At 69.4% G+C, this 23,911-nt stretch carries 18 protein-coding genes; 11 read left to right on the top strand and 7 right to left on the bottom strand.

Translation table 11 applies throughout. The features are described 5' to 3' along the window. Window positions 1-88 precede the first annotated feature (88 nt). Window positions 89-1,756 (top strand): GNAT family N-acetyltransferase, encoded by a 1,668-nt coding sequence (locus ATK30_RS46045; protein ID WP_244194545.1) that lies wholly within the window; start codon window positions 89-91, stop codon window positions 1,754-1,756. On the opposite strand, the gene def is transcribed toward ATK30_RS46045, so the two are convergent. From def to ATK30_RS07170, 3 genes are all read right to left on the bottom strand, one after another. Next, window positions 1,689-2,189: a peptide deformylase gene (gene def / locus ATK30_RS07180; RefSeq protein ID WP_101434886.1), complete on the bottom strand. Its 501-nt coding sequence runs from the start codon at window positions 2,187-2,189 to the stop codon at window positions 1,689-1,691. The two genes, ATK30_RS46045 and def, sit on opposite strands and share 68 nt — an antisense overlap. Before the next feature lie 156 nt (window positions 2,190-2,345). Next, window positions 2,346-7,007 carry an ATP-dependent helicase gene (locus tag ATK30_RS07175; RefSeq protein WP_101434885.1) on the bottom strand — a complete coding sequence of 1,554 codons (4,662 nt, stop codon included), beginning with the start codon at window positions 7,005-7,007 and terminating at the stop codon, window positions 2,346-2,348. Window positions 7,008-7,085: 78 nt separating this feature from the next. Next, on the bottom strand, window positions 7,086-8,291 hold the full coding sequence (locus ATK30_RS07170) for a hypothetical protein (protein WP_101434884.1): 1,206 nt from the start codon (window positions 8,289-8,291) through the stop codon (window positions 7,086-7,088). Window positions 8,292-8,432: 141 nt separating this feature from the next. On the opposite strand from ATK30_RS07170, the gene ATK30_RS07165 reads away from it, so the two are divergent. The 4 genes from ATK30_RS07165 (at window position 8,433) to ATK30_RS07150 (ending at window position 12,954) form a co-directional block, all read left to right on the top strand. Then, window positions 8,433-10,262 carry an Hsp70 family protein gene (locus tag ATK30_RS07165; protein ID WP_101434883.1) on the top strand — a complete coding sequence of 610 codons (1,830 nt, stop codon included), beginning with the start codon at window positions 8,433-8,435 and terminating at the stop codon, window positions 10,260-10,262. 34 nt (window positions 10,263-10,296) lie between these two features. After that, on the top strand, window positions 10,297-10,491 hold the full coding sequence (locus ATK30_RS07160) for a DUF3046 domain-containing protein (RefSeq protein ID WP_037363693.1): 195 nt from the start codon (window positions 10,297-10,299) through the stop codon (window positions 10,489-10,491). Between the two features lie 249 nt (window positions 10,492-10,740). Continuing rightward, window positions 10,741-11,784 (top strand): recombinase RecA, encoded by a 1,044-nt coding sequence (recA, locus tag ATK30_RS07155; RefSeq protein ID WP_101434882.1) that lies wholly within the window; start codon window positions 10,741-10,743, stop codon window positions 11,782-11,784. A gap of 633 nt (window positions 11,785-12,417) precedes the next feature. Further along, a complete protein-coding gene (locus ATK30_RS07150) occupies window positions 12,418-12,954 on the top strand; it encodes a regulatory protein RecX (RefSeq protein WP_101434881.1) in 537 nt (178 codons plus the stop codon). Window positions 12,955-13,010: 56 nt separating this feature from the next. On the opposite strand, the gene eda is transcribed toward ATK30_RS07150, so the two are convergent. Continuing rightward, window positions 13,011-13,634 (bottom strand): bifunctional 4-hydroxy-2-oxoglutarate aldolase/2-dehydro-3-deoxy-phosphogluconate aldolase, encoded by a 624-nt coding sequence (gene eda / locus ATK30_RS07145; RefSeq protein ID WP_101434880.1) that lies wholly within the window; start codon window positions 13,632-13,634, stop codon window positions 13,011-13,013. Next, window positions 13,631-15,571 carry a phosphogluconate dehydratase gene (gene edd, locus ATK30_RS07140; protein ID WP_101434879.1) on the bottom strand — a complete coding sequence of 647 codons (1,941 nt, stop codon included), beginning with the start codon at window positions 15,569-15,571 and terminating at the stop codon, window positions 13,631-13,633. Before edd ends, eda begins: the two co-directional genes overlap by 4 nt. 330 nt (window positions 15,572-15,901) lie before the next feature. Here edd and ATK30_RS07135 point away from each other — a divergent pair, with 330 nt between their 5' ends. The 6 genes from ATK30_RS07135 (at window position 15,902) to ATK30_RS07110 (ending at window position 22,270) form a co-directional block, all read left to right on the top strand. Then, window positions 15,902-16,801, top strand: coding sequence for a helix-turn-helix domain-containing protein (locus ATK30_RS07135; RefSeq protein WP_101434878.1), 900 nt, complete (start codon window positions 15,902-15,904; stop codon window positions 16,799-16,801). A gap of 291 nt (window positions 16,802-17,092) precedes the next feature. Continuing rightward, on the top strand, window positions 17,093-17,380 hold the full coding sequence (locus tag ATK30_RS07130; RefSeq protein ID WP_101434877.1) for a hypothetical protein: 288 nt from the start codon (window positions 17,093-17,095) through the stop codon (window positions 17,378-17,380). After that, window positions 17,377-18,207, top strand: a complete 831-nt coding sequence (locus ATK30_RS07125) for a hypothetical protein (protein WP_101434876.1) — start codon at window positions 17,377-17,379, stop codon at window positions 18,205-18,207. The genes ATK30_RS07130 and ATK30_RS07125 overlap by 4 nt, the downstream gene beginning before the upstream one ends. A 58-nt stretch (window positions 18,208-18,265) precedes the next feature. After that, window positions 18,266-20,182 (top strand): fumarate reductase/succinate dehydrogenase flavoprotein subunit, encoded by a 1,917-nt coding sequence (locus tag ATK30_RS07120; protein WP_101434875.1) that lies wholly within the window; start codon window positions 18,266-18,268, stop codon window positions 20,180-20,182. Continuing rightward, window positions 20,179-20,931 (top strand): succinate dehydrogenase/fumarate reductase iron-sulfur subunit, encoded by a 753-nt coding sequence (locus ATK30_RS07115; protein WP_101434874.1) that lies wholly within the window; start codon window positions 20,179-20,181, stop codon window positions 20,929-20,931. Before ATK30_RS07120 ends, ATK30_RS07115 begins: the two co-directional genes overlap by 4 nt. Window positions 20,932-21,922: 991 nt before the next feature. After that, complete coding sequence (locus ATK30_RS07110; RefSeq protein WP_101434873.1) at window positions 21,923-22,270, top strand: VOC family protein; 348 nt, start codon at window positions 21,923-21,925, stop codon at window positions 22,268-22,270. A gap of 84 nt (window positions 22,271-22,354) precedes the next feature. On the opposite strand, the gene ATK30_RS07105 is transcribed toward ATK30_RS07110, so the two are convergent. Beyond that, window positions 22,355-23,236 carry an amino acid ABC transporter permease gene (locus tag ATK30_RS07105; RefSeq protein WP_101434872.1) on the bottom strand — a complete coding sequence of 294 codons (882 nt, stop codon included), beginning with the start codon at window positions 23,234-23,236 and terminating at the stop codon, window positions 22,355-22,357. After that, window positions 23,233-23,880, bottom strand: coding sequence for an amino acid ABC transporter permease (locus ATK30_RS07100; protein ID WP_101434871.1), 648 nt, complete (start codon window positions 23,878-23,880; stop codon window positions 23,233-23,235). The genes ATK30_RS07105 and ATK30_RS07100 overlap by 4 nt, the downstream gene beginning before the upstream one ends. Between the last annotated feature and the right edge of the window lie 31 nt (window positions 23,881-23,911).

The following is a 23,911-nucleotide window of genomic DNA, read 5'->3' as shown; positions in this document are numbered from 1 at the left end:
CGCAGATCACGCATTTCCGGCCACCCTCTGACACACCCGAAACACCACAGGACGCCCCCGGTTACGTGCGTCAGGAACGGTAAGTCCCATGGACATGCCTTCGACGCCCCGTAGCGCCCTCTCCGACCTCCCGCGCTCCCGCTCCGGCCTCGAGCCCGGTTCCCCCAACGAAAACCGCACACCGGCCCGCGCCTGGCGAGTACGCGTCCTCTCCGACGACTACCCCGGAACACTGGCCCGCTTCGCGATCCGCCTCGCCGACCTCGAATGCCGCATCCTGGGCCTCACGAGACACCCGGCCCCCGGCGGCGTCCTAGACGAATTCGTACTCTGCCCAGCGGCCGGCCTGCCCCCGCACCTGCTGATAGACGCCCTCCGCGACGAAGGCGGCGACTGCCTGGGAATGACCGAAATCGCCGTCCCGTCCCCGGCCGCCACCGCGCTCGCCGCCGAGGAGTCCATCGCCGAGGCCGCCGCCCGACAACTCCTCACCCCGCTGACGGACACCCCAGCCCCTGACCGGACGACAACCGCCCTGCCCACCGCCGAGGGGACACCCAAGCCCTCGTCTCGGCCGCGCACCGCCCCTGCGGCCGCCAATGGGACGACAGCACCCGGAGCCGGCGCCGGAGAATTCGGTGTCCCCTCGGCAACGGCGTTCCCCACCAACGGGGAGCCTGCTTCGGTAACCGAGGCAGGAGAACGCCGTGTTCCGGCAACCACTGCGCCTCCTGTCGCGGGAGAACTGTGCATCGGGACGGACACCCAGGATCTGCGTGCTCCCGCGACAACTGCCGTCACTCCTGAGGAGAAGACGGGCGCTGAGGCTGGGGAGTTCCGTATTCCGGCAGCAACTGTCGGCACCGCAGCGCGAGAGACGGCTGCCGAAACCACCGTCCGCGGACTTCGCGATCCGGCCGCGACAGCGCTCGTCGCCGCTCGGCGGGCGATTGCCGACCCTGGCTGCCGTGCTCCGATGTTGCGGACGGTCTTGTCCGCAGACCTCGTGACGCTCGTCCCAGCGAACGAGGCCAATCCCAAGCGCACTGAAGGCGGGCACCGAGCCGTCTTTTCCTTCGGCGACGGGCAGGCGTTCGTCGCTCGACGGAGATGGGTGGCCTTCGCTGAACCCGAACTCGCTCAGGCCGCTGCGTTCCTGGAACTCCTTGCCGCAGCGGAACAGAATCTGGCCGGTCCGGTGGTGCTCGACCGTCCAGACGGTGCAGCGGTCGTTTTGCGGCTGGGCACTCCGCGGGATATCGACGCGATCGGCGCGGTGCATCTTCGCTGTTCGGCGAAGACGTTGTTCAACCGCTACCACACTGGGCTGAGCACGGTTCCGCGAAAATGGCTGCACCGCTTGCTCATGCCACCGCGCGGAACCAGTTTGCTCGCGGTGTGCGGCCGGGACGTGATCGGGTTCGGACAGCTGATTCCTCAGCTCGACGGCACGGCCGAGGTATCGCTTCTCGTCGAGGATGCTTGGCAGCGACAGGGAATCGGCACGGCGTTGCTTGCCCGGCTGGCCGCCCTCGCCGAGGCTGGCGGGACCGCCGAACTGTCCGCGATCCGCCTTGCGGGCAACGACGCCATGGTCCGGACTGCTGTCCGCGCCGGACTGCAGGTCGAAACCTGTTCGGACGACGGCACGGTGCTTCGGCTCATCGCCGCTCGGACGCCGCGGACGGTCAGCGGTTCCAGAACCAGTCTTTGTCCCGCGCCTCGCGCAGCGCCTGCTTCTTCCGGTCGGGCGTGAGCCGGTCGAGGTAGAGCTTCCCGTCGAGGTGGTCGGTTTCGTGCTGGAGGCACTGGGCCAGCACGTCGACGCCCTCGACCTCGATCGGCTCGTTGCGCAGGTCGACGCCGCGCACGACGGCGTGCTTCGCGCGGACCGTCGGGAACCACAGTTCCGGCACGGACAGGCAGCCCTCGCCGATTTCGTGCGTTTCCTCGGAGAGATGGACGATCTCGGGGTTGATGACGTATCCGGTCAGCCCGCCGACGTCGTAGCTGAACACCCGCAGCCCGACCCCGATCTGCGGCGCGGCGAGCCCGGCACGGCCCTCCGGCTGCACGCTGTCGAGGAGGTCCTTCACCAGCGCCTCGATCTTGCTGTCGAACGTGGTCACCGGGTCGCACACGGACTTGAGCACTGGGTCACCGAAGTAGCGCAACTCGCGCATCGCCATGATCGAACGTCCTTTTATCCACCGAGGGGCCGCGAGAAGTCTAGTGACACCACCTGGTTCCCCGACGCGGGTACACCGGTGCACCGGGCCCACACGACAAAGGCAGACCATGGGCCGGACGCGTTCGCGGCTTGGCCGGGCAACGGCCAGGCAGGGTCAAGCTCTCAAACGGAGTCCCTTCGGAGTCGCGCGGAAGCCGGCTTCCTGCAGGATCTCGGCCAGCTCCGAGGTCAGCGCGTGTTCTCCGTCCGCGCGTTGGACGGCCAGCTGACCCAGCCAGCCTTCTCGGACCGCGGTCGACAGCGCAGCCGCGGCGGCTTGCAGCGTGCCGCGTTCCTCGGTGAAGCTCAGCAAGGAGCGGCCGCCGCGTTCGACGTACAGGGCTGGGATTCCGTCGACCAGTACCGCCAGCGCTCCGGCTTTACGCGCCGGACGGTGCTTCGTATCGCCTGTTGCGGCGGGCCAGGACAGAGCCGCGCCGTACGGCTGTGCCGGATCCGCAGCGGCGAGGACTACGGCACGGGCGCTGTCGTTTCGGGCCGCGGAGGAGGGCGCGGTGCTGGACAGGGCCCGCAGCCGGTCGACCGCGCCCTTCGCGGCGAACTGGGCGGCACCGAGACCTTCGACGACATAGCCGCGGATGACCTGCCCGGTGTCTTCCATTCCGCGCAACACCTTGTAGATCCCGGAAAAACCGCCGGTGACCCGTTCGGTGTCGAGCGCGCCTCGAGTGAGGACACCGTGCCGTTCCAGGAATGCCTCGGTGCGGGCATGGGCGCGTCGCGTCGGGTCGGCTTCCCGAGGCGGGGTCAGCGCCCAACGGCCGGCTACGGTCGGCGGACCCGTACGCGACGGCATTGCCGGACGGCCGGCGCGCATGCGGGCGTAGCGGCCGCGTGGCGCTTGCCGCCGAGGTTTGTGCGCCCCGTGGCCCGCGACTTGCGCGCGCAAGGGCGCGAGCGTGTCGCCGGTGACCAGCCCGGCCCACACCAGATCCCACAGCGCGGACACGACGGCACCGTCGTCCGGCGGCTGCTCCAGACCCGGTGTGACCCGGTCCACGAGCTGCCGGAAGAACAACGCCCCGCCTTCCAGCGCCGTCACGATCGCTTCGTGCAGCGGGCTGGTCGGCGGATTCTCCTCGACCTCGGGCAGCAGCAGATCCGCGACGTCGGACGGAGCCAGCGCCAGCCAGCCGTCCCCGCCGGAGAGGGACCCGCAGCCTGCCCACGTGACCTCGCCCGCGGTGGTGAGTTCGTCGAGCAGCGCGGGGGAGTAGCCCGGCAATCGGCTCGGCAGGATCAGCGATTCGACCGCGCTCGCCGGCAATGGCGCGCCGGCGAGCTGTTCGACCACCGACAGCACGTCGTCGGCCGTCGGCGCAGACCGCAGGCGTGCGCCGATTCCGTGCCACGCGGGCAGGAACCTGCCCAGTGCCGCCGGCTCCACCGGCTCGACCTCTGCCCGCAGCCGGGCGAGCGACGCGCGCCGCAACCGCCGCAGCACGGCCGCGTCGCAGTATTCGACGCCCACGCCATGGGTTTCCGGATGCCCGACCGGACTCAGCTCGCCGCGGACGAGCCTGCCTTCACCGGTGAGCCGGTCGAGCACGCCGGTGACGACGGCGGTGCCCAGTCCGAACCGGTCCGCCGCGGCTGTCGCGGAGAACGGACCGCGGGTCCGCGCGTAGCGGCCGAGGAGGTCGCCCAGCGGATCCGCTACCGGCTCGGTGAACGCCTCGGGCACGCCGACCGGAAGCGCGACGCCCAGCGCGTCCCGCACCCGTCCGGCGTCCTCGATGGCCAGATAGCGCTCCTCGCCGCCGATGCGCACCTGGATGGCGCGCCGTGCCGAGGCGAGTTCTGCCAGCCATTCCGGCTGAATCCCGCGGTCCGCGGCCTCCGCGACGGACAGATCGCCGAGGAACCGCAGCAGGTCGGCCGCGTCCTCCGCCGACCGGGCGTGCCGGTCCGGGTCGAGCCGCTGCAACGACCGTTCGACCTCGGCCACGGCCTCAGGATCGAGCAGCTCGCGAATCGCCTCCGTGCCCAGCAATTCGGCCAGCAGCGCGGAATCCAGCGACAGCGCCGCGGCTCGTCGCTCGGCCAGCGGGGCGTCCGTCTCGTACAGGAACATCCCGACGTAACCGAACAACAGGCTTCGTGCGAACGGCGACGCGGCGGGCGTCTCGACCTCGACCAGCCGCACCTTCCGCGCCCGGACGTCGGACATCAGCTCCCGCAGGCCGCCGACGTCGTAGACGTCCTGCAGAACCTCGCGCATGGCTTCCAGCACGACCGGGAACCGCTCGTACTTCGCCGCCACCGACAGCAGTTGCGACGCCCGTTGCCGTTGCTGCCACAGCGGTGTGCGCCGCCGCGGATCCCGGCGCGGCAGCAGCAGCGAGCGTGCCGCGCATTCCCGGAACCGCGCCGCGAAGACCGCCGAGCTGCCGACCTCCGCCACGATCAGCTGCTCGACCTCCTCCGGGTCCAGCAGGACGTCGTCGGCGGTGATGGTGACCTCGCCGCCGTCGGCGTCGAGCGCGTCGGGCAGCCGCAGCACGATGCCGTCGTCGGAGTGCGCCACCTGGGCGTCGACGCCGCGGTTTTCCCGCAGCCGCGCGGCGATCGCGAGCGCCCACGGCGCGTTCACCTGCGCGCCGAACGGCGAGTGCAGCACGATCCGCCAGTCGCCCAGTTCGTCGCGGTAGCGTTCGAGCAGGATGACGCGGTCGTTGGGCACGTGCCGGGTCGCCGACTTCTGTTCTTCCAGATACGCCAGCAGGTTGTCGCAGGCGCGCTGGTCGAGCCCGGCCGCGGCGGCCCGGTCCCGCGCCGTCGCGGTGTCCGAAGTGGACAGTTCGCGGACGAACGCGCCGAGCGCCCGCCCCAGTTCCAGCGGGCGTCCGGCGGCGTCGCCCTTCCAGAACGGCATCCGGGCGGGCTGGCCGGGCGCGGGGACGACGATCACCCGGTCATGCGTGATGTCGGTGATCCGCCACGACGAGGTGCCGAGCAGGATCGTGTCGCCGACCCGCGATTCGTACACCATCTCCTCGTCGAACTCGCCGACGCGCGAGCCGGGCTTGCCCTCGTCGCCCGGCGTCATCACCGTGAACAGCCCGCGGTCGGGGATGGTGCCGCCGGACGTGACCGCCAGCCGCTGCGAACCCGGCCGCCCGCGCAGCTCTCCGCTGACCCGGTCCCACGTGATCCGTGCCCGCAGCTCGCCGAACTCCTCGCTCGGGTAGCGGCCGGCGAGCATGTCGAGGACCGCGTGCAGGGCGTCGTCCGGCAGCGAGCTGAACGGAGCCGCCCGCCGGACGAGCGCCGCCAGCTCCGGCACCGTCCACGGTTCGAGCGCCACCATCGCCACGACATGCTGGGCCAGCACATCGAGCGGGTTGCGCGGATACCGCACCGCCTCGATCGCCCCGCTCGCCATCCGTTCCGCGACGACCGCGCACGACACCAGATCGCCGCGGAACTTCGGGAACATGACGCCGGACGACACCGCGCCGACCTGGTGTCCGGCCCGGCCGACGCGCTGCAGCCCGGACGCCACCGTGGGCGGAGCCTCGATCTGCACGACCAGATCCACCGCACCCATGTCGATGCCGAGTTCGAGCGACGACGTCGCCACCACGCACGGCAGCCGCCCGGACTTCAGTTCCTCCTCGACATGGGTGCGCTGCTCGCGGGACATCGACCCGTGGTGCGCCCGCGCGACGACCGGCTCCGCCCCGGTCGTGACACCGGACTGGCCGACCGCCTCGGCCGGGAACGCGTCGCCCGGGGACAGACCGGTCTGCTCGGACGCGAGTTCGTTGAGCCGCGCGGTGAGCCGTTCGGTGAGGCGGCGCGAATTGCCGAACACGATGGTGGAGCGGTGCGCGCGGATCAGCTCCAGCACCCGTTCCTCGACCGCCGGCCAGATCGACGGCCGTTGCACCGCCGCGCCGGCCACTTCTTCCTGGGTGCCGATCCCGCCCTCCGACGGCAACTGCGACAGCGACGTGAGGTCGTCGAGCCGCTCCATCGGCGAGGGCGCCGGGCCGTCGAGGTTCGCCATGTCCTCGACGGGCACCTCCACCCGCACCTGGATCGTCTTCGCGAGTTTCGGCTGCACGACGGTGACCGGACGACCGCCGGCGAGGAACGCGCTCACCTCGTCGACCGGGCGCACGGTGGCCGACAGCCCGATCCGCTGGGCCGGTTTCGGCAGCAGCGCGTCGAGCCGTTCCAGCGACAACGCCAGATGCGCACCGCGTTTGCCGCCCGCGACGGCGTGCACTTCGTCGACAATGACCGTCTCGACGCCCTTCAGCGATTCCCGCGCCGAGGACGTGAGAATGAGAAACAACGACTCCGGAGTGGTGACCAGCACGTCCGGCGGGGTTTTCCCGAACGACCGGCGCTCGGCCGCCGTGGTGTCGCCGGTGCGCATGCCGACTTCGATTTCTGGCGCGGGCAGACCGAGCCGGTGCGCGGCCTGGGAAATGCCCGCCAGCGGCGCGCGCAGGTTGCGCTGCACGTCGACCGCCAGCGCCTTCAGCGGAGAGACGTACAGGATCCGGCACCGCTCGCGCGGGTTCGCCGGCGGCGGTTCCGACGCCAGCCGGTCCAGCGCCCACAGGAACGCGGACAGCGTCTTGCCGGACCCGGTGGGTGCCACGACCAAGGCGTGCTGCCCGGCGTGTGCGGCCCGCCAGGCCCCTTCCTGCGCGGCCGTCGGGGCGGCGAAGGCTCCGGCGAACCAGGTGCTGGTCGCCGGGGAGAAGAGGTCGAGGACGTCGTTTGCCACGGGATCCATCATGCGCGGCGCCCCCGACAATTTCCGGGGCCCGGGCAGAGCAGCCTGGTCCGGATCCCCTCGGACGGGTGACCGATCGGCCTAGATCGCGTACTTCCACACGGTCAGCGAATAGGCCGAATACCAGGCCCCGACCAGCACGAACACGGTCGTCGCGGCGATCATCGTGGACCTCTTGCGACCGGCGAGCCCCATCGCGACGGGCAGCAGGAGCGCGAAGTCGGGAAGAAGAAACCTCGACTTGAGGGCGGGCAGCCCGGCACTGCACAGGACCAGCACCACGACGCCCACCGCGTATGCGGCCAGCGGCCACGGCACCCGGCGGCCGGTCACCGTGATGACCGCGAGCGCGACCGCCGTGAGCGTCACGAGCACGACGAGCGTCTCCCAGGCGTTGCCCGAGGTGAAAAGCGTGTGCGTGATCCATTGCCAGGCTTCGGCACCGGTGTCGAAACGCGTGTTCCAGCCGCGGAGCTCCACGTCCTGCCAGCCAGTCAAACTGCCGGTCTGCACCGCGACGAACATCCAGTACCCGAGCAGGCCGAGCGGCGCGACGAAGACGCACACGAGCGCGTTCCACCGCTGTTTGTTCCGCCACACGTCGATGGCCGCGGCGATGACTACGACCGCGACCAGCACACAGGCGGTGGATCGGGTGAGCCCGGCGAACAGCGTGGCGAAAGCAGCGAGGTACCACTTGCGTTCGAGTTCACCGACCAGCGCCCACGCGGCGAGAGCGGTGAAGAGCGCCTCGGTCATCACCATGCTCTCGGCGATCGCCATCGGTGCGGCGCCCCACAGCACGGCGAGCAGCAACCCCGCTCGCGGACTGTGGACGAGCCGGCCGATCCGGTACATCGCCGTCGCCGCCGCGATTCCGGCGAGCGTCGACAGCAGAATGCCCGCCCCGAAGTAGGTCACCCCGGGCAGCTTCTCGAGCAGCCCGGTCAGGGCCGGATACAGCGGGAAATAGCCGTACGACGCGTCGGGATAGGGCAGTCCAGCAGCGTCGAGCGGATTGCTCACGCCGGTGTAGTTGTGCTCCGCGATCTGCAGGTACCACCAGCCGTCCCAGGCCTGCAGCCGGTCGCCCAGCGGCAGGTTCCGGGGCGCGGCCATGGCGGCGAGCGCACCGACGCTGACCAGCCGCGCCACGAGGTACAGCACTGCCGCGTGCACGTAGCCGGAACGGCCCCATTTGCCCGCCGAGACCCGCAAGGGATGCGCCGGATCGCCCGCCGCCTGTGCGAACTGCTCTCGGCGGGTCTTGTCCACTAGCTCTGTCATTGCCTCCCCGTTCTCGGAAGACGAGACGTTCCGTCGCTTCCCGGGGTTGCGTGCGTCGCGAGTTTCGCGGGTCCGCACGCACGGTGACCGGGCACGTGGCAGCATCTCCGCCAGCGCTGCTTGAGTCGAGGGGAAGTTACTGTGCGGATCCTGTCGGTGGACCTCGGGACGTCCAACACCGTTGCCGTCCTTTCCGCGCACGGCAGGCCGCCACGCGTCGTAGAGGTCGACGGGTCGGCCAACATGCCCTCCGCGGTGTTCGCCGGGGAAGACGGCACGCTGATGGTCGGCAGGGACGCCGAACGTCGTGCTCGGCTCGACCCGACACGGTTCGAGCCCAACCCTAAACGGCGCATCGACGAGCAGACGCTGCTGCTCGGCACGGACGTCGTGCCGGTCAACGAGGCGCTCGCCGCGATCCTGCGCCGCGTGCTCGACGAGACCACGCGCCAGCTCGGCGGCGAACAGCCGGACGAGGTCCGGCTCACCCACCCCGCGCAGTGGGGTCCGGTGCGCCGAAACGTCCTGCTGAGCGCGGCGCGACTTGCTGGCATCCGCGGAAACGTAGTCCTCGTGCCGGAACCAGTCGCGGCCGCGGCGCACTTCGCGTCGTTCCCTGAGCGCGCGTTGGCTCCAGGACAGGCTCTCGCGGTGTACGACCTCGGCGCGGGCACGTTCGACGTCGCCGTCGTCGGCGCGAACCAGCATGGCTACACGGTGCTCGCCGAGGACGGTCTGCCCGATCTCGGCGGCCTCGACGTCGACCAGGCGCTGATGGTCCACGTAGGACGTGAGGTGTCGCACTCGGACCCGCAGCGCTGGCAGCGGCTGCTTCGCCCCGAGTCGACTGCGGACCGGCGTACGCGACGCGCGCTGCAAGAAGACGTGAAGGCTGCGAAGGAGGCGCTGTCTCGGCATCCGCAGACAGAGGTGCCGATGCCGGAGCCGTTCAAGGACGTGCTCGTCACGCGCGGAGAGCTCGAAGGCTTGGTGCGTCCGGCAATGCTGCGCAGTGTGGAACTGCTGTCGCGGACACTGCGTTCGGCCGGACTGACTTCGGAGCGTCTCGTCGGCATCTACCTTGTCGGTGGTTCGAGCCGGTTGCCGCTGGTCGGGTCGATGATCGCGGAGAAGCTCGGCGTTGTTCCCACGAGTCTCGACCAGCCTGAGACGGCCGTCGCACTGGGTGCGCAGCACGTGGCTAAAGACGGACTGTCGATGCGTACGCAGAACGTCGAGGGCCAGGTGGCGTCAGGTGCGCCGTACGCGCCGGCTGGCGCGCCACAGGGCAACTACGCGGCGTACTCGCCGACGCAGCCACAGCCGATGCCGCCGTTCCAGCCTTCGCCAGCACCGTCCAATTTCCCGACGTATACGCCTGCTACGCCGGAGAAGAAGAGCCGCACCAAGCTGTGGATCGGCATCGCGGCGGCGGTGGTGGTCGTGCTCGCGGCTGGGCTGACCGTGTTCCTGACAACAAAGGGCTCGTCAGTGAAGACGTACACCGCTGAGGAGTGCCGTACGCAGGGGCAAGCTGACGCGTCAGGCCTGACTGGCTGCATGCGTCAGCTCGCTGGCAAGGTCGCTGACAACGGCGGCTGTGCTCCCGGTATGGGCAACGGTCCGGCCGCGCCGGCGAAGAGCCTCGGGACCGCGGCGACGTGCGCCGCGCCGGGGCGCGCGGGCACGCAGGTGACGTACGTGCAGGGACAGTCGGCAGCGGAGCTCAAGCAGTACACCGACGGACTGCTCGCCTCCGCGGGCGGCGACCGCACCGAAGCGGACTGGAAGGGCAACGCCCTCGAAGGGCACTACGCGGCGGCGGCCGGGCAGTCGTCGGCGGTCCTCGTGTTTACCGTGAAGGACCGGCCCCTCGTCGGGTTCCTCTATCAGGTGAATTCCGGCGGGCAGGCGGCCACGCCGGGTGCGCTGGCCGACTACTTCGAACAGAACGTCCAGCCGGGGGAGTGATCCCCGTTCGCGCGGGAAAGCTAGCATTCGCCCGATGCGTATCACGGTGTTCCGACGGCTGATGGCCGAGGAGTTCGGGTCCGGACGCGCCGAGATGCTCGCCCAGGACCACGTGTTCAGCGGGCTCGGCGGGCGCACGGTCGAAGAAGCGCTGAGCGCGGGAACGCCGGCCAAGGAGATCTGGCGGGCCGTCTGCGTCGAGTTCGAGGTGCCGCCGGAGCGGCGCTGACCTGGGGTTTCGCGGTTCCGGTCGCCGCGAAGGGCGAAAACCGCGGCGGATGGGCGTGTCGCCGCGAGCCTCGAACACCTGTTCGTCTATGGTGTTGTGCACAACGGGGCCAGCGATCCACAGATCGGTCGCCGCGCCTGGAATTGTCGGTCCCTCCCCGTAGCGTCGGACCGGACAGGGTTTGGTCCCCGGATCAGCCCGACTGGACAACCGAACACACACAGGCCCCAACCAGCGAGGTGGACTTCCATGCCAGCAGCACCCGACAAGGACAAGGCGCTCGAGCTCGCCCTTGCGCAGATCGACAAGCAGTACGGCAAGGGCTCGGTGATGCGCCTCGGCGAGGAGTCCCGTCCGCCCATCGCCGTGATCCCCACCGGCGCGATCGCCCTCGACGTCGCGCTCGGCATCGGCGGCCTGCCGCGCGGCCGGGTCGTCGAGATCTACGGACCGGAATCCTCCGGTAAGACCACGGTCGCCCTGCACGCGGTGGCCAACGCCCAGCGCAACGGCGGGATCGCGGCGTTCATCGACGCGGAGCACGCGCTCGACCCGGAGTACGCGAAGAAGCTCGGCGTCGACACCGACGCGCTGCTCGTGTCCCAGCCGGACACCGGCGAGCAGGCGCTCGAGATCGCGGACATGCTGATCCGCTCCGGCGCGCTCGACATCCTGGTCATCGACTCCGTCGCGGCCCTCGTGCCGCGCGCGGAAATCGAAGGCGAGATGGGCGACTCGCACGTCGGCCTCCAGGCCCGCCTGATGAGCCAGGCGCTGCGGAAGATCACCGGTGCGCTGTCGAACTCCGGCACCACCGCGATCTTCATCAACCAGCTGCGCGAGAAGGTCGGCGTCATGTTCGGCTCGCCGGAGACCACCACCGGCGGCAAGGCGCTGAAGTTCTACGCGTCGGTCCGGCTCGACGTGCGCCGCATCGAGACGCTCAAGGACGGCGGCGAGCCGGTCGGCAACCGCACCCGCGTGAAGGTCGTCAAGAACAAGGTGGCCCCGCCCTTCAAGCAGGCCGAGTTCGACATCCTCTACGGCATGGGCGTCTCGCGCGAGGGCTCGCTCATCGACATGGGCGTCGACCAGGGCATCCTGCGCAAGTCGGGCGCCTGGTACACGTACGAGGGCGACCAGCTCGGCCAGGGCAAGGAGAACGCCCGCCGGTTCCTGCGCGACAACCCGGACATCGCCAACGAGATCGAGAAGCGCATCAAGGAGAAGCTCGGCATCGGCCCGCAGGTCGACGCCGAGGTCGAGGCAGTGCCCGCGCCGGTCGACTTCTGATCCGGGGAGGGGAGGGGATCGGCAGGTTCCCTCCCCGGTGCTCGGGCTGTCATGGGCCGAGCACCGGCCTGCCGCCGAAGTCGAAGCCGAAGCTGATGCCGAAGCCGAAGCCGAAGCTGGTGCCAAAGCCGAGGCTGATGCCGAAGTAGAGGCCCAGCGCGGTTCCGCCACGCAGGAGCTTCAGTGGCGACGGTGGTCAGGCCGAGGCCTTCGAGCGGACTCGGGGTCCGGTTGTTCCGGAGTCGTCCAGGTTTGCTGCCCGGACAGTTCTCCGACGTGGATGCCGGGCTGACGCGGCTGGGATCGGTCGGCGGGGCATGCTTTGCGCGCTCCGCGTACGAGGGGGCTGCCCGAGGCGGTGGGCGCACGTGCCGGTCGGTGAAGGGATGCGGGATCAGGCGGTCCGAGTCGGCGCGGCGGTGAAGCTGTCGGTTGGGTTCGGCAGGATCCCGCGCCGGAGCGGTCGTGGCTGGTGCGATCTGAGGTCAGGCGGAGGCCGCGCCCTGACGGGAGTCGTTGACCAGAGACGGGAATCGGCACCCGTGGCGTCCGGTGCCGGGGGAAAGCGGTGTTGAAGTGACGGTGCCGTCGTCCGAGGGCGGTGCCGGGAAGAGGAGTGCGGTCGTGGCCAGGATGTCGAAGGTCGAGCCGGCGGAATTGCCTCCGGAGGAGCGGGCCAAGAAGGCCAAGGAGATCTGCTTCGACCTCCTCGCCGCTCGGCCGCGGACAGTCGACGAGCTGCGGCAGACGTTGCAGCGCAAGGGTTTCGACAGCGAGACCGTCGAAGACCTGCTCGGCAAGCTCGACCGCGCCGGTCTCGTCAACGACGCCGAGTTCGCCGAAACCTGGGTCCGCAACCGGCACGCCAACCAAGGGCTGTCGCGCACGGCGCTGGTCGCCGAGTTGCGGCGCAAGGGCGTTGACGGGGAGATCGCGGCGCAAGCGGCGGAGGAAGTCGACCGGGACGCCGAGGAACAGCGGGCTCGCGAACTGGTGCGGAAGCGGCTCGGGTCGCTCGGGAACGTCGACGAGCAGACCGCGATCCGCCGGCTGCTCGGGTTCCTCGCGCGGAAGGGCTATCCGCAAGGCCTGGCGTACACGGTGATCCGCGAGGAGCTTCGCGAATTCGGGGCGGAAGCCAGCATGCTGGACGACGTGCCGGTCGACTGACCGCCCTGCGGCACCAAGAACCCGCCGCCTCCAGCACGGAGGCGACGGGTTTCGGCTCAGCGCATCGCGGCGGCTTCGGCGGCCAGCTTCTCGACAGCCGCGAAGTCCTTGGCCGCCAACAGCTTCGCGGGGGTCAGCCACGAGCCACCGACGCAGCCGACGTTCGGCAGCGCCAGATACGACGGGGCCGACGACACGGTGATCCCGCCGGTCGGGCAGAACTGCAGCTGCGGCAGCGGTCCGTCGATCGCCTTCAGGAACGCCGCGCCCCCGCTGGCCTCGGCCGGGAAGAACTTCAGCGCGCTCAACCCGCGTTCGGCCAGCCGCATCGCCTCCGACACCGTGCTCGCGCCCGGCAGGAACGGCAGCCCGGTGGCGAACGCGGCGTCCAGCACCGCGTCCGTGCAGCCCGGCGTCACCAGGAACTTCGCGCCCGCGTCGGCGGCCTGCTTCGCCTGCTCCGGCGAGGTCACCGTGCCGACGCCCACGACGATGTCCGGCACCTCCGCGGCCACCCGCTCGATCGCGGTCAGCGCGACCGGCGTGCGCAGCGTCAGCTCGATCACCCCGATCCCGCCGGCGAGCAGGGCGCGGGCCGTCGGCACCGCGTCGTCGACGTCGTCGATCACCACGACGGGCATCACGGGGGACAGGGCGAGCAGGTCCGTGCCGGTGGTCACTGACCGACCTCCTGGGTCTGGAGAGCGTAGGGGGACGGGTTCATTGTCCCGCTTCCGAATGGCGGAACGCCCCGGGCGAGGTCCAGCTCCGGAGTAAGCGCTCCGAAGACGCTCGCGCCCTGGTCAGCCGGGCCGACCGCGCGGCGCAGCGCCCCGAAGAGCTCCCGCCCGGTGCCGCTCCACGCGGCCTCCGACGGCGGGGCGTCCGCGAGGTCGCGCCGCGCCAGTTCGTCGTCCGGGACCAGCACGTCCAGCGATCCGGACCGCGCGTCGAACCGGACCACATCGCCGTCGGCGATCCGGGCGATCGGCCCGCCCGCCGCGGCCTCCGGCGTCACCTGAATCGCGGCGGGCACCTTGCCCGACGCACCCGACATCCGCCCGTCGGTGAGCAGCGCGACCCGGAAACCCCGGTCCATCAACACGCCCAACGCGGGCGTCAGGCCGTGCAGCTCCGGCATGCCGTTCGCCTGCGGACCCTGCTGGCGCAGCACCACGACCACGTCGCGGTCCAGCTCCCCGGCCTCGAACGCGACGCGGAAGGCGTCCTGCGACGTGAACACCCGCGCCGGTGCCTCCACGACACGGTGTTCGGGGGCGACTGCCGACACCTTCGTGACCGCCCGGCCCAGGTTGCCCTCGACCATCCGCAGCCCGCCGTCCGGCGCGAACGGCCGCCACACCGGACGCAGCACGTCCTCGTCGAGGCTGCGCGCCGGCACGTCCCGCCACACCAGTTCGCCGTCGGACAGGATCGGCTCCTGCGTGTACCGGCGCAGGCCACGACCCGCGACGGTGAGGACGTCCTCGTGCAGCAGGCCCGCGTCGAGCAGTGTGCCGACAAGGAACTGGATGCCGCCGGCCGCGTGGAAGTGGTTGATGTCCGCGCTGCCGTTCGGGTACACGCGCGCCAGCAGCGGCACGACCGCGGACAGGTCCGAGAAGTCGTCCCAGCTCAGCTGAATCCCCGCCGCCGCGGCGATCGCCACCAGGTGCATCGTGTGGTTCGTCGACCCGCCGGTGGCCAGCAGCGCCACGATGCCGTTCACGAACGCTTTTTCGTCCAGCACCTGCGAAATCGGCGTGTACGCCTCGCCCCGGGACAGCTCGACGACCCGTCGGCCAGCCTCTTCGGTGAGCGCTTGGCGCAACGGCGTGTTCGGCGGCACGAAGCTGGCACCCGGCAGGTGCAAGCCCATCACCTCGACCACCATCTGGTTCGAGTTGGCGGTCCCGTAGAACGTGCAGGTGCCGGCGGAGTGATACGACGCGGCTTCCGCGTCGAGCAGGTCTTCCCGCGTCGCGAGTCCCTCGGCGTACAGCTGCCGCACCCGTGCTTTTTCCTTGTTGGGCAAGCCCGAATTCATCGGCCCGGCGGGCACGAGCACCGCGGGCAGATGGCCGAACGACAGCGCGCCGATCAGCAAGCCCGGCACGATCTTGTCGCACACGCCCAGCAGCAGTGCCGCGTCGAACATGTCGTGGGACAGCGCGATCGCCGTCGACATCGCGATCACTTCGCGGCTGAACAGCGACAACTCCATGCCCGGGCGACCCTGCGTGATGCCGTCGCACATCGCGGGCACCCCGCCGGCGAACTGCGCGACACCGCCGGATTCGCGGACCGATTTCTTCAGCCACGCCGGGTATTCCTGCATCGGCTGGTGTGCGGAGAGCAGGTCGTTGTAGGAGGACACGATGGCCACGCCAGGCGCGCGCAGCTGCCGCAGCGCCTGCTTGTCGACGCCGTCCATCGCGGCGAATCCGTGCGCGAGGTTGCTGCAAGCGAGGCCGCGGCGGACCGGCCCCTCCTCGAAAGCGGCCGCGCTGCGAGCGAGGTACGCCGCCCGCGTGTCCGCACTGCGCTCGGCGATCCGGTCGGTGACGTCGGCGAGAACGCGGTGTACCGCGGCGGTCGGGTTCGGGCTGCTGCTCATCTCAAGCTCCCGGCTCGTGACGGGTTCGCGAGACGGCGGCGCTGGCGTCGCGGGAACGTGACGGTGCACACGGTAACCCGAAAACCTCCCGGAAACAAAATCGATTCAGAAGTCCCTGTGGGTCACCGGGGGCACCGGCGTCCGGAGCCGGGTGATGCGAACGGCGTTCGCGAGGGGCGTGCCACCGATGCCGACGAAGCCGGATGCCGCCGCGGAGCTGGGCACGGCTGCCGCGGAGGAAGTCGCCGCAGCCGGTGTCTGCGGCTGATGACGGTTGATGGGCGTTATCAGGCTGGGACAGGCACTATCCGCGGCTGGAGGTGACGGTGGATGCGAGATTCGGAGATACCTGGTCCGCCGGAGCGCGTTTTGGGCACGGCATTGCGGAATGCCCGGATCGAGGCGAGCTTCGGTTTGCGCGAACTGGGGCGATGGCTCGGGGTGGACGCGGCGCTGTTGTCGAGCTGGGAGCTGGGCGAGCGGGTTCCGACGCTGGAGGACGTCGCGGGGGTGCTGGGCGCGCTAGGAGTGGTCGGCGAGAAGAAAGCGCGGATCATGGCACTGGCGCGGGAGCTGGCCGGGGCGAGCTGGATCATGCCCGGGTCGCAGGCGGACACGGCGCATTCCGCGATAGTGGCCGGACACGAGCGGAACGCGGAGTCGGTGACAGTGTGGGCTCCGCTGCGGATTCCGGACTTGCTGCAGATCCCGGATTACGTTCGGCTGGTGTTCGGTCCGAGCCTGTGGGATCAGGAAGTCCTAGAGCGGGTCGTAGGGAACCGCTTGAGCCGCAACAGGATTCTGTTCGGCACGGAGGCGGTCGAGGCGCGGTTGTTCATCGGGACTGAGGCACTGCGGAACGACTTCGGCGATGCCGATGTGATGCTGCGACAGGTGCGGTACCTCGTGGAGGTTTCGCAGAGGGTGAAGATCCGGATCGTCCCGAGCCAAACCGTGACCGAGGGCGCGTTCAGCTGCTATCGGCAGCGCGATGAGACGGATGTCGTGTACTGCCCGCACCATCGCGCCGGCGTCTTCCTGACCGGTCGGCAGGCCGCCCCGTACGCGGGAACCATCGAGCGGCTGGCCGAGGCTGCGTTGTCCGCAGAGGATTCACTGCACCGCTTGTCGGCCGCGGTTGCCGGCTTCGCGGAGGAGGTGAAAGCCCAGCGGCTGGCGAACGAAGCCGGACTGACGAAACTCCTGGCGGGCGAGGACCCGGCTGGCTAGCAAGGCATGTCGCATGGGGTAATCGGGAGGTAACGCTCTGTCCGTTGTGAGCGGGTGCCGCCGGTCTGGCGTGCTCGCGCCGAGGGCGTGGTTTGTGCAGCTGACGGCCCACAGACGTCCTGGACCCCACTTTCGGCCCCTATCCGGCGAGAAATCCCCAGGTCAACCGGTACAGCATGCTTCCTTCTGGTAAATGTGCTACTTGTCACAGTGCACCGCGCGAGGCAGAGTCGTACTTGGCGGCGTTGATCGTCACCCGAACTGCCGGCCCCACCATCAGGGAGGCTTCCGATGTCCACCACAGAGATCGCCGAACTCCGGCGCACCATCGGCCAGTTGCGGCAGTGCGTGGGCGCATTGCGATCGCGCTACGGCGACGCGTCCGCGGTGCGTCGGCTGGCCAACGACGTCGAGCGGCTCGACATCGACAGCGCTGAGCTGGACGGGCACCCGCCCGCTGTGCCGGCGCAGGCGAAACCCGTCGAACGCGTGCCTGTCCCGGATACTCCCTACGATCCGGCGCTGTGGAGCGGCGCCGACGACGAAGGTGTCGGTGGCTACAAGCGCGATCAGCGGTGAGCGCCCCCGCTGACAACGACGTCAGCCGCGCCTCCGCCGGCGTTCGGGCACCGGGGCGGGCGCGGCTCGCTGCCCGGACACTGCGCACCGACCGGTGGTGGCTGTCGCCCCTGCTCACTGTGCTGGGGCTGGCCACCTTCGTCGTTTACGCGACTGTCCGGGCATTCGTGCGCACCGCCTACTGGGTGCCCGAATACCACTATCTGACGCCGTTCTACTCGCCCTGCGTTTCGACGTCCTGCGTCCCCGGCTCGAGCCACTTCGGGCACTGGTTCGGCGAAATGCCGTCCTGGCTGCCGCTCGGCGTGCTCGTGCTGCCGTTCCTGCTCGGGTTCCGGTTGACCTGCTACTACTACCGCAAGGCCTACTACCGCTCGGTGTGGTTCTCCCCGCCGGCCTGCGCGGTCGCCGAACCGCACGCGCGCTACACCGGAGAGACGCGGCTGCCGTTGATCGTGCAGAACGTGCACCGGTACTTCTTCTACGTCGCGTGCGTCGTCTCGCTTGTCAACACCTACGACGCCATCGTCGCCTTCCAGAGTCCCAGCGGCTTCGGCTTCGGGCTCGGCAACGTGATTCTCGTGGTGAACGTCGTGCTGCTGTGGGCGTACACGCTCTCCTGCCACTCCTGCCGGCACGTCACCGGCGGGCGGCTCAAGCATTTCTCGAAACATCCCGTCCGGTACTGGATCTGGACGCAGGTCACGAAACTCAACACCCGGCACATGGCCCTCGCGTGGACGACGCTCGGCACCCTCGTGCTGACCGACTTCTACGTGATGCTCGTGTCGAGCGGCGCGATATCGGACCTGCGATTCGTGGGCTGACCCCCGGAAATCCAGCAGCGCAAGGCAGTTCTCCCCAGCTCGTGAGGCGGCTTATTCCATGACCGAGGTCGAACGGCACAGCTACGACGTGGTGGTGATCGGTGCCGGCGGCGCCGGTCTGCGCGCGGTGATCGAGGCGCGCGAACGCGGTTTCAGCGTCGCGGTGGTGTGCAAATCCCTTTTCGGCAAAGCGCATACGGTGATGGCCGAGGGCGGCTGCGCGGCGTCGATGGGCAACGCGAACTCGAACGACAACTGGCAGGTGCACTTCCGCGACACCATGCGCGGCGGCAAATTCCTCAACAACTGGCGGATGGCCGAGCTGCACGCCAAGGAAGCACCGGACCGCGTCTGGGAGCTGGAGACGTACGGCGCGCTGTTCGACCGGACCGCGGACGGCCGGATCAGCCAGCGCAACTTCGGCGGGCACACCTATCCGCGGCTCGCGCACGTCGGCGACCGCACCGGGCTCGAGCTGATCCGCACCATGCAGCAGAAGATCGTTTCGCTGCAGCAGGAGGACTTCAAGAAGTACGGCGACTACGAGGCCCGGATCAAGGTCTTCGCCGAATGCACGGTCACCGAGCTGCTGCTGGACAACGGCGCGATCGCCGGCGCGTTCGGCTACTGGCGCGAGAGCGGGCGGTTCGTGCTGTTCGAGGCGCCCGCGGTGGTGCTCGCGACGGGCGGCATCGGCAAGTCGTTCAAGGTGACGTCGAATTCGTGGGAGTACACCGGCGACGGGCACGCGCTGGCCCTTCGCGCCGGCGCGAAGCTGATCAACATGGAGTTCGTGCAGTTCCACCCGACCGGGATGGTCTGGCCGCCGAGCGTCAAGGGCATCCTCGTCACCGAGGGCGTGCGCGGCGACGGCGGGGTGCTCAAGAACTCCGAGGACAAGCGGTTCATGTTCGAGTACGTGCCCGAGGTGTTCAAGGGCCAGTACGCGGACAGCGAGGACGAGGCCGACCGCTGGTACACCGACCAGGAGAACAACCGCCGCACGCCGGACCTGCTGCCGCGCGACGAGGTGGCGCGGGCGATCAACTCCGAGGTCAAGGAGGGGCGCGGATCCCCGCACGGCGGCGTGTTCCTCGACATCGCGAGCCGGCTGCCCGCCGAAGAGATCCAGCGGCGGCTGCCGTCGATGTACCACCAGTTCAAGGAACTCGCCGACGTCGACATCACCAAGGAGGCCATGGAGGTCGGCCCCACCTGCCATTACGTGATGGGCGGCGTCGAGGTCGACCCGGACACCGGCGCGGCGAGCGTGCCCGGGCTGTTCGCGGCGGGCGAGTGTTCCGGCGGCATGCACGGGTCGAACCGGCTCGGCGGCAACTCGCTGTCGGACCTGCTTGTGTTCGGCCGGCGAGCCGGACTGGGCGCGGCGTCCTATGTGGACGGTCTCAAGAACCGGCCGGCGATTGCGCAGTCCGATGTGGACGCCGCGGCCGCGATGGCGCTCGAGCCGTTCAACCCGCCTGCCGACGGCACGCCGGAGAATCCGTACACGCTGCACACCGAGTTGCAGCAGTCGATGAACGACCTCGTCGGCATCATCCGCAAGGCCGGGGAAATCCGGCAGGCGCTCGAGAAACTCGCCGACATCCGCCGCCGGGTGCGGCTGGTGACGGTGGAGGGCCACCGGCAGTTCAACCCCGGTTGGCATCTCGCGCTCGACCTGCGGAACATGCTGCTGGTGAGCGAATGCGTCGCCCGCGCGGCGCTGACTCGCACGGAAAGCCGCGGCGGCCACACCCGGGACGACTATCCGTCGATGGACGCGGAATGGCGGCATCGGCTGCTCGTCTGCTCCGCGCGGCCGGGCGACAACCCGCTGGTGCCGGACGTCGACGTGGCCATGAAGGAACAGGAGCCGATGCGGCCGGACCTGCTCGAGCTGTTCGAACTCGACGAGCTGGGCAAGTACTTCACCGATGCCGAGCTGGAGAACCACACCGGGAGGACCGCGTGAGCTACCAGGCGAAGTTCCGCGTGTGGCGAGGCGACGCGACCGGCGGCGACCTGCAGGACTTCACCGTCGAGGTGAACGAGGGCGAGGTCGTGCTCGACATCATCCACCGGCTGCAGGCCACCCAGGCCGCCGACCTCGCCGTCCGCTGGAACTGCAAGGCGGGCAAATGCGGCTCCTGCTCGGCGGAGATCAACGGCAGGCCGCGGCTGCTGTGCATGACGCGCATGTCGACGTTCACCGAGGCCGAGGTCGTGACGGTCACCCCGATGCGCACCTTCCCGGTGATCCGCGACCTCGTCACCGACGTGTCGTTCAACTACACGAAGGCTCGCGAGATCCCGTCCTTCACCCCGCCGGAGGGACTGAAACCCGGCGAGTACCGGATGCAGCAGGTCGACGTCGCGCGCTCGCAGGAATTCCGCAAGTGCATCGAGTGCTACCTGTGCCAGAACACCTGCCACGTCGTGCGCGACCACGAGGAGAACAAGGAGAGCTTCGCCGGCCCTCGTTACCTCATGCGGATCGCCGAGCTGGAGATGCACCCGCTGGACGTCGCCGACCGCCGCGACGCCGCGCAGGACGAGCACGGGCTCGGGCTCTGCAACATCACCAAATGCTGCACCGAGGTGTGCCCGGAAGGCATCCACATCACCGACAACGCGCTGATCCCGATGAAGGAACGCGTCGCCGACCGCAAGTACGACCCGATTGTCTGGCTGGGAGACAAGCTGTTCCGCCGTAACCGGTGACGTCCGCGGTGGTGGCTGGATTCGCGGTCGCGGATCTGGCGGGGTGAGGGCCGCGGGTGTCCCCGTTCGCGAGCCGAGGCCGTTCAGGCGTGCGTTGCGAGCGCGTTGGCCCAGGGGCTGCGGACCGGTTCGTTCGCGAGTTGCGCTGTTCGGACGAGGGTTGCGAGCGAATTCGCTCAGGGGCGTGGCCGGGTGCCGCTGGCCGTGGGTGGGGCCGCGGTCACCTTGCTTGCGCGCGGCAGAAACGCCCGTTGGCACGCGGTGGGCGCGCCCGTTGGCGCGTGGCGGGCACGCCACCGGCGGGCGGTGATTCCGCTGCCGGGCCGGTTGCGCCGCGGCCTGGTGCGGGGCCGGATCAAGTGCACGGTGCGAGTTCGTCTGTGCGCGGGCCCGCAACATCGGCCGGGCTTGCTGGTCGTCGCATCCGCGAGCTCGTGGGCCTTCGCTTCCGCGGGTCGTGGGCGTATTCAGTTGTGGGTGGGCGATAGGCGGTTCCTCCTTGGACGACGAGTCGGGTCATGTCGGCGGGTTGCCGGGCCGATCCCGGCGGGGTGGCGGACGGGCATATGCGGCAGGTCTCTTCCTCCTTGGGGCAGCGGTGGCAGCCTTGGTCAGCGGCGGCGCACTTGGCCAGCGATGGCGGGCCTGGTCAGTGATGGCGGACGCAGGGCATGCGCCAGTCAGCCACAGCACGGCCGAGCGGCTGCCCTCCGTGCGATGCGGCGGCGACGGTTCCTTGTTCTGGCGGCGTCGATCCTGCCGCGCGCAGGCGAGAACAAGCTGACCAGTGCGCTGGCCACCGCACTGGGAGAGAAAGGAAACCGCGACGGCCGCAGCGAGAAGGCTCGCGGGCTCACATCACCGGAGATGTACTTACTTCAATGAAATCAACGTTAGCAGCACCCACAACCGATCGGCATCACTCGATCGGCTCGATCCCAGCGAGGCGATTCCCGTTGCCCTGAAAGAACTTCCCGAAAGGACAGTCCCAATGATCACCGGTGCCCACGTGATCCTCTACAGCAAAGACGCAGCGGCAGACCGAGAGTTCCTGCGCGACGTCATGGCGCTAGGACACATCGACGCAGGCGACGGCTGGCTCATTTTCCGTTTGCCCCCAACGGAACTCGCCGTCCATCCGACCGGCGGAGCACCACGGCAGGAGTTCTACCTGATGTGCGACGACCTCGACGAGACCGTCCGGCAGCTGACCGAAAAGGGTGCCGAAGTGGACGGTGAGGCGACGACAGCGTCGTGGGGCACGCGAGTCTCGATCCGCTTGCCCAGCGGCAGTCTGCTCCCGCTCTACCAGCCGCGTCATCCCGTCGCGCACGGCTGACCCACGAGGAACCCCGGAGAACCAAGAAGCCCCCAGCGCCGCGAAAAAAGCAGCGCCAGGGGCTTCAGGGAAAAGAACGAACCGTCAGGCAAGACCGGTGGACACGCCAGCCCCGGCGTCGAGCGCCGCCTGCTTGGCGCCGTCGTCCGTGTCGATGTGCTTCTTGCTGCGGCGGTTGCGGCGTTCCAGGTACGTCGCGAGCGCGGTCAGCAGCAGGCACATCGCGATGTAGATCGCGGCGGCCACGAGGGTCGACGGGACGATCGGGCGGCCGAAAGCACCCTGGCTGCCGATGTAGCGGGCGTAGTACAGGAGCTCCGGGTACGTCACCAGGAAGCCGAGCGCGGTGTCCTTGAGCAGCACCACCAGCTGGCTGATGATCGTCGGCAGCATCGCGCGCAGCGCCTGCGGCAGCAGGACCGTGAACATCACCTGGGTCTTGCGCATGCCGAGCGCGTACGCGGCTTCGCTCTGGCCCTTGGGCAGGGCCAGGATGCCCGCGCGGAACACCTCCGCCAGCACCGAGCCGTTGTACAGCGTCAGGCCGAGCACCACCGCGAACAGCGGCGACGTGTCGACGCCGAGGGTCGGGAGGCCGTAGTAGAACAGGAACATCAGGATCAGCAGCGGGATCGCGCGGAAGAACTCCACGACGAACGTGCAGATCCCGCGCACCCACGCGTGCTCGGACAGTCGTCCGGCGGCGAACACCGCACCGAACACGATGGCCAGCACCGCGCCGAACGCGAAGGCCTTCACGGTCGCCAGCACGGCGTTCGCGAGGTCGCTTTGCACCTGAGAGTACTGCAGCCATTCCCACTTGCGGGCGGAGAACTGGCCGCTGTCCACGAAGCGGTAGATCACGAACGCGATCAGCGCCGCCACGACGATGATGCCGAGCCCGGCGTAGATCCGGTGCCGCACCCGCGCTTTCGGGCCCGGCGTGTCGAAAAGAACCGTGCTCATCGGGACACGCTCCAGCGCTTCTCCAGGCTGCGCTGCACCAGCGACAGCACCGACACGAGGATGATGAAGCCGAGCGCCACCCACAGCAGCGCGACCATCTGGTTGTCGCCGCGCTCGGACACGTACTGCCGGATCGCGCCGGCCTCCGCGACCGAGAACCCGCTGGCGATCGTCGTGTTCTTCAGCAGCGCGATGAGCATGCTGACGAGCGGCGGCACCACTGACCGCAGTGCCTGGGGGAGGACGATGCCGCCGAGGATCTGCCCGGACGACAGGCCCAGCGCGCGGCCCGCTTCGGCCTGGCCGATCGGCACCGTGTTGATGCCGGAGCGCACGACCTCGCAGATGAAGGCCGACGTGTAGATCGTCAGCGCCACCGCGGCGGTCGGGAAGTAGTCGATCTTGACGATGTCGAGCAGCGGGTAGGCGAACACGAGGAACGCGAACACCAGGGTCAGCGGCGTGTTGCGCAGGATGGTCACGTACGTCGTGCCGATCGCGCGCAGCAGCGGGACCGGGCTCACCCGCAGCATCGCGAGGATGGTGCCCAGCACCAGGCTGCAGGCCCCCGCGATCAGGAACAGTTCGATCGTGGTGAGAAAGAACGGACCGAAGAGGTCCAGATTGTCGAGCAGGACGTCCATGGAGCCTTCCCGCGTCCGTGTGCCGATGGTG

The organism is Amycolatopsis echigonensis, from assembly GCF_002846615.1.
GTDB classification, from domain to species: Bacteria; Actinomycetota; Actinomycetes; order Mycobacteriales; family Pseudonocardiaceae; genus Amycolatopsis; species Amycolatopsis echigonensis.
Note: the sequence above shows the minus strand (reverse complement) of the source record. Positions and strands in the feature narration are given on the sequence as shown.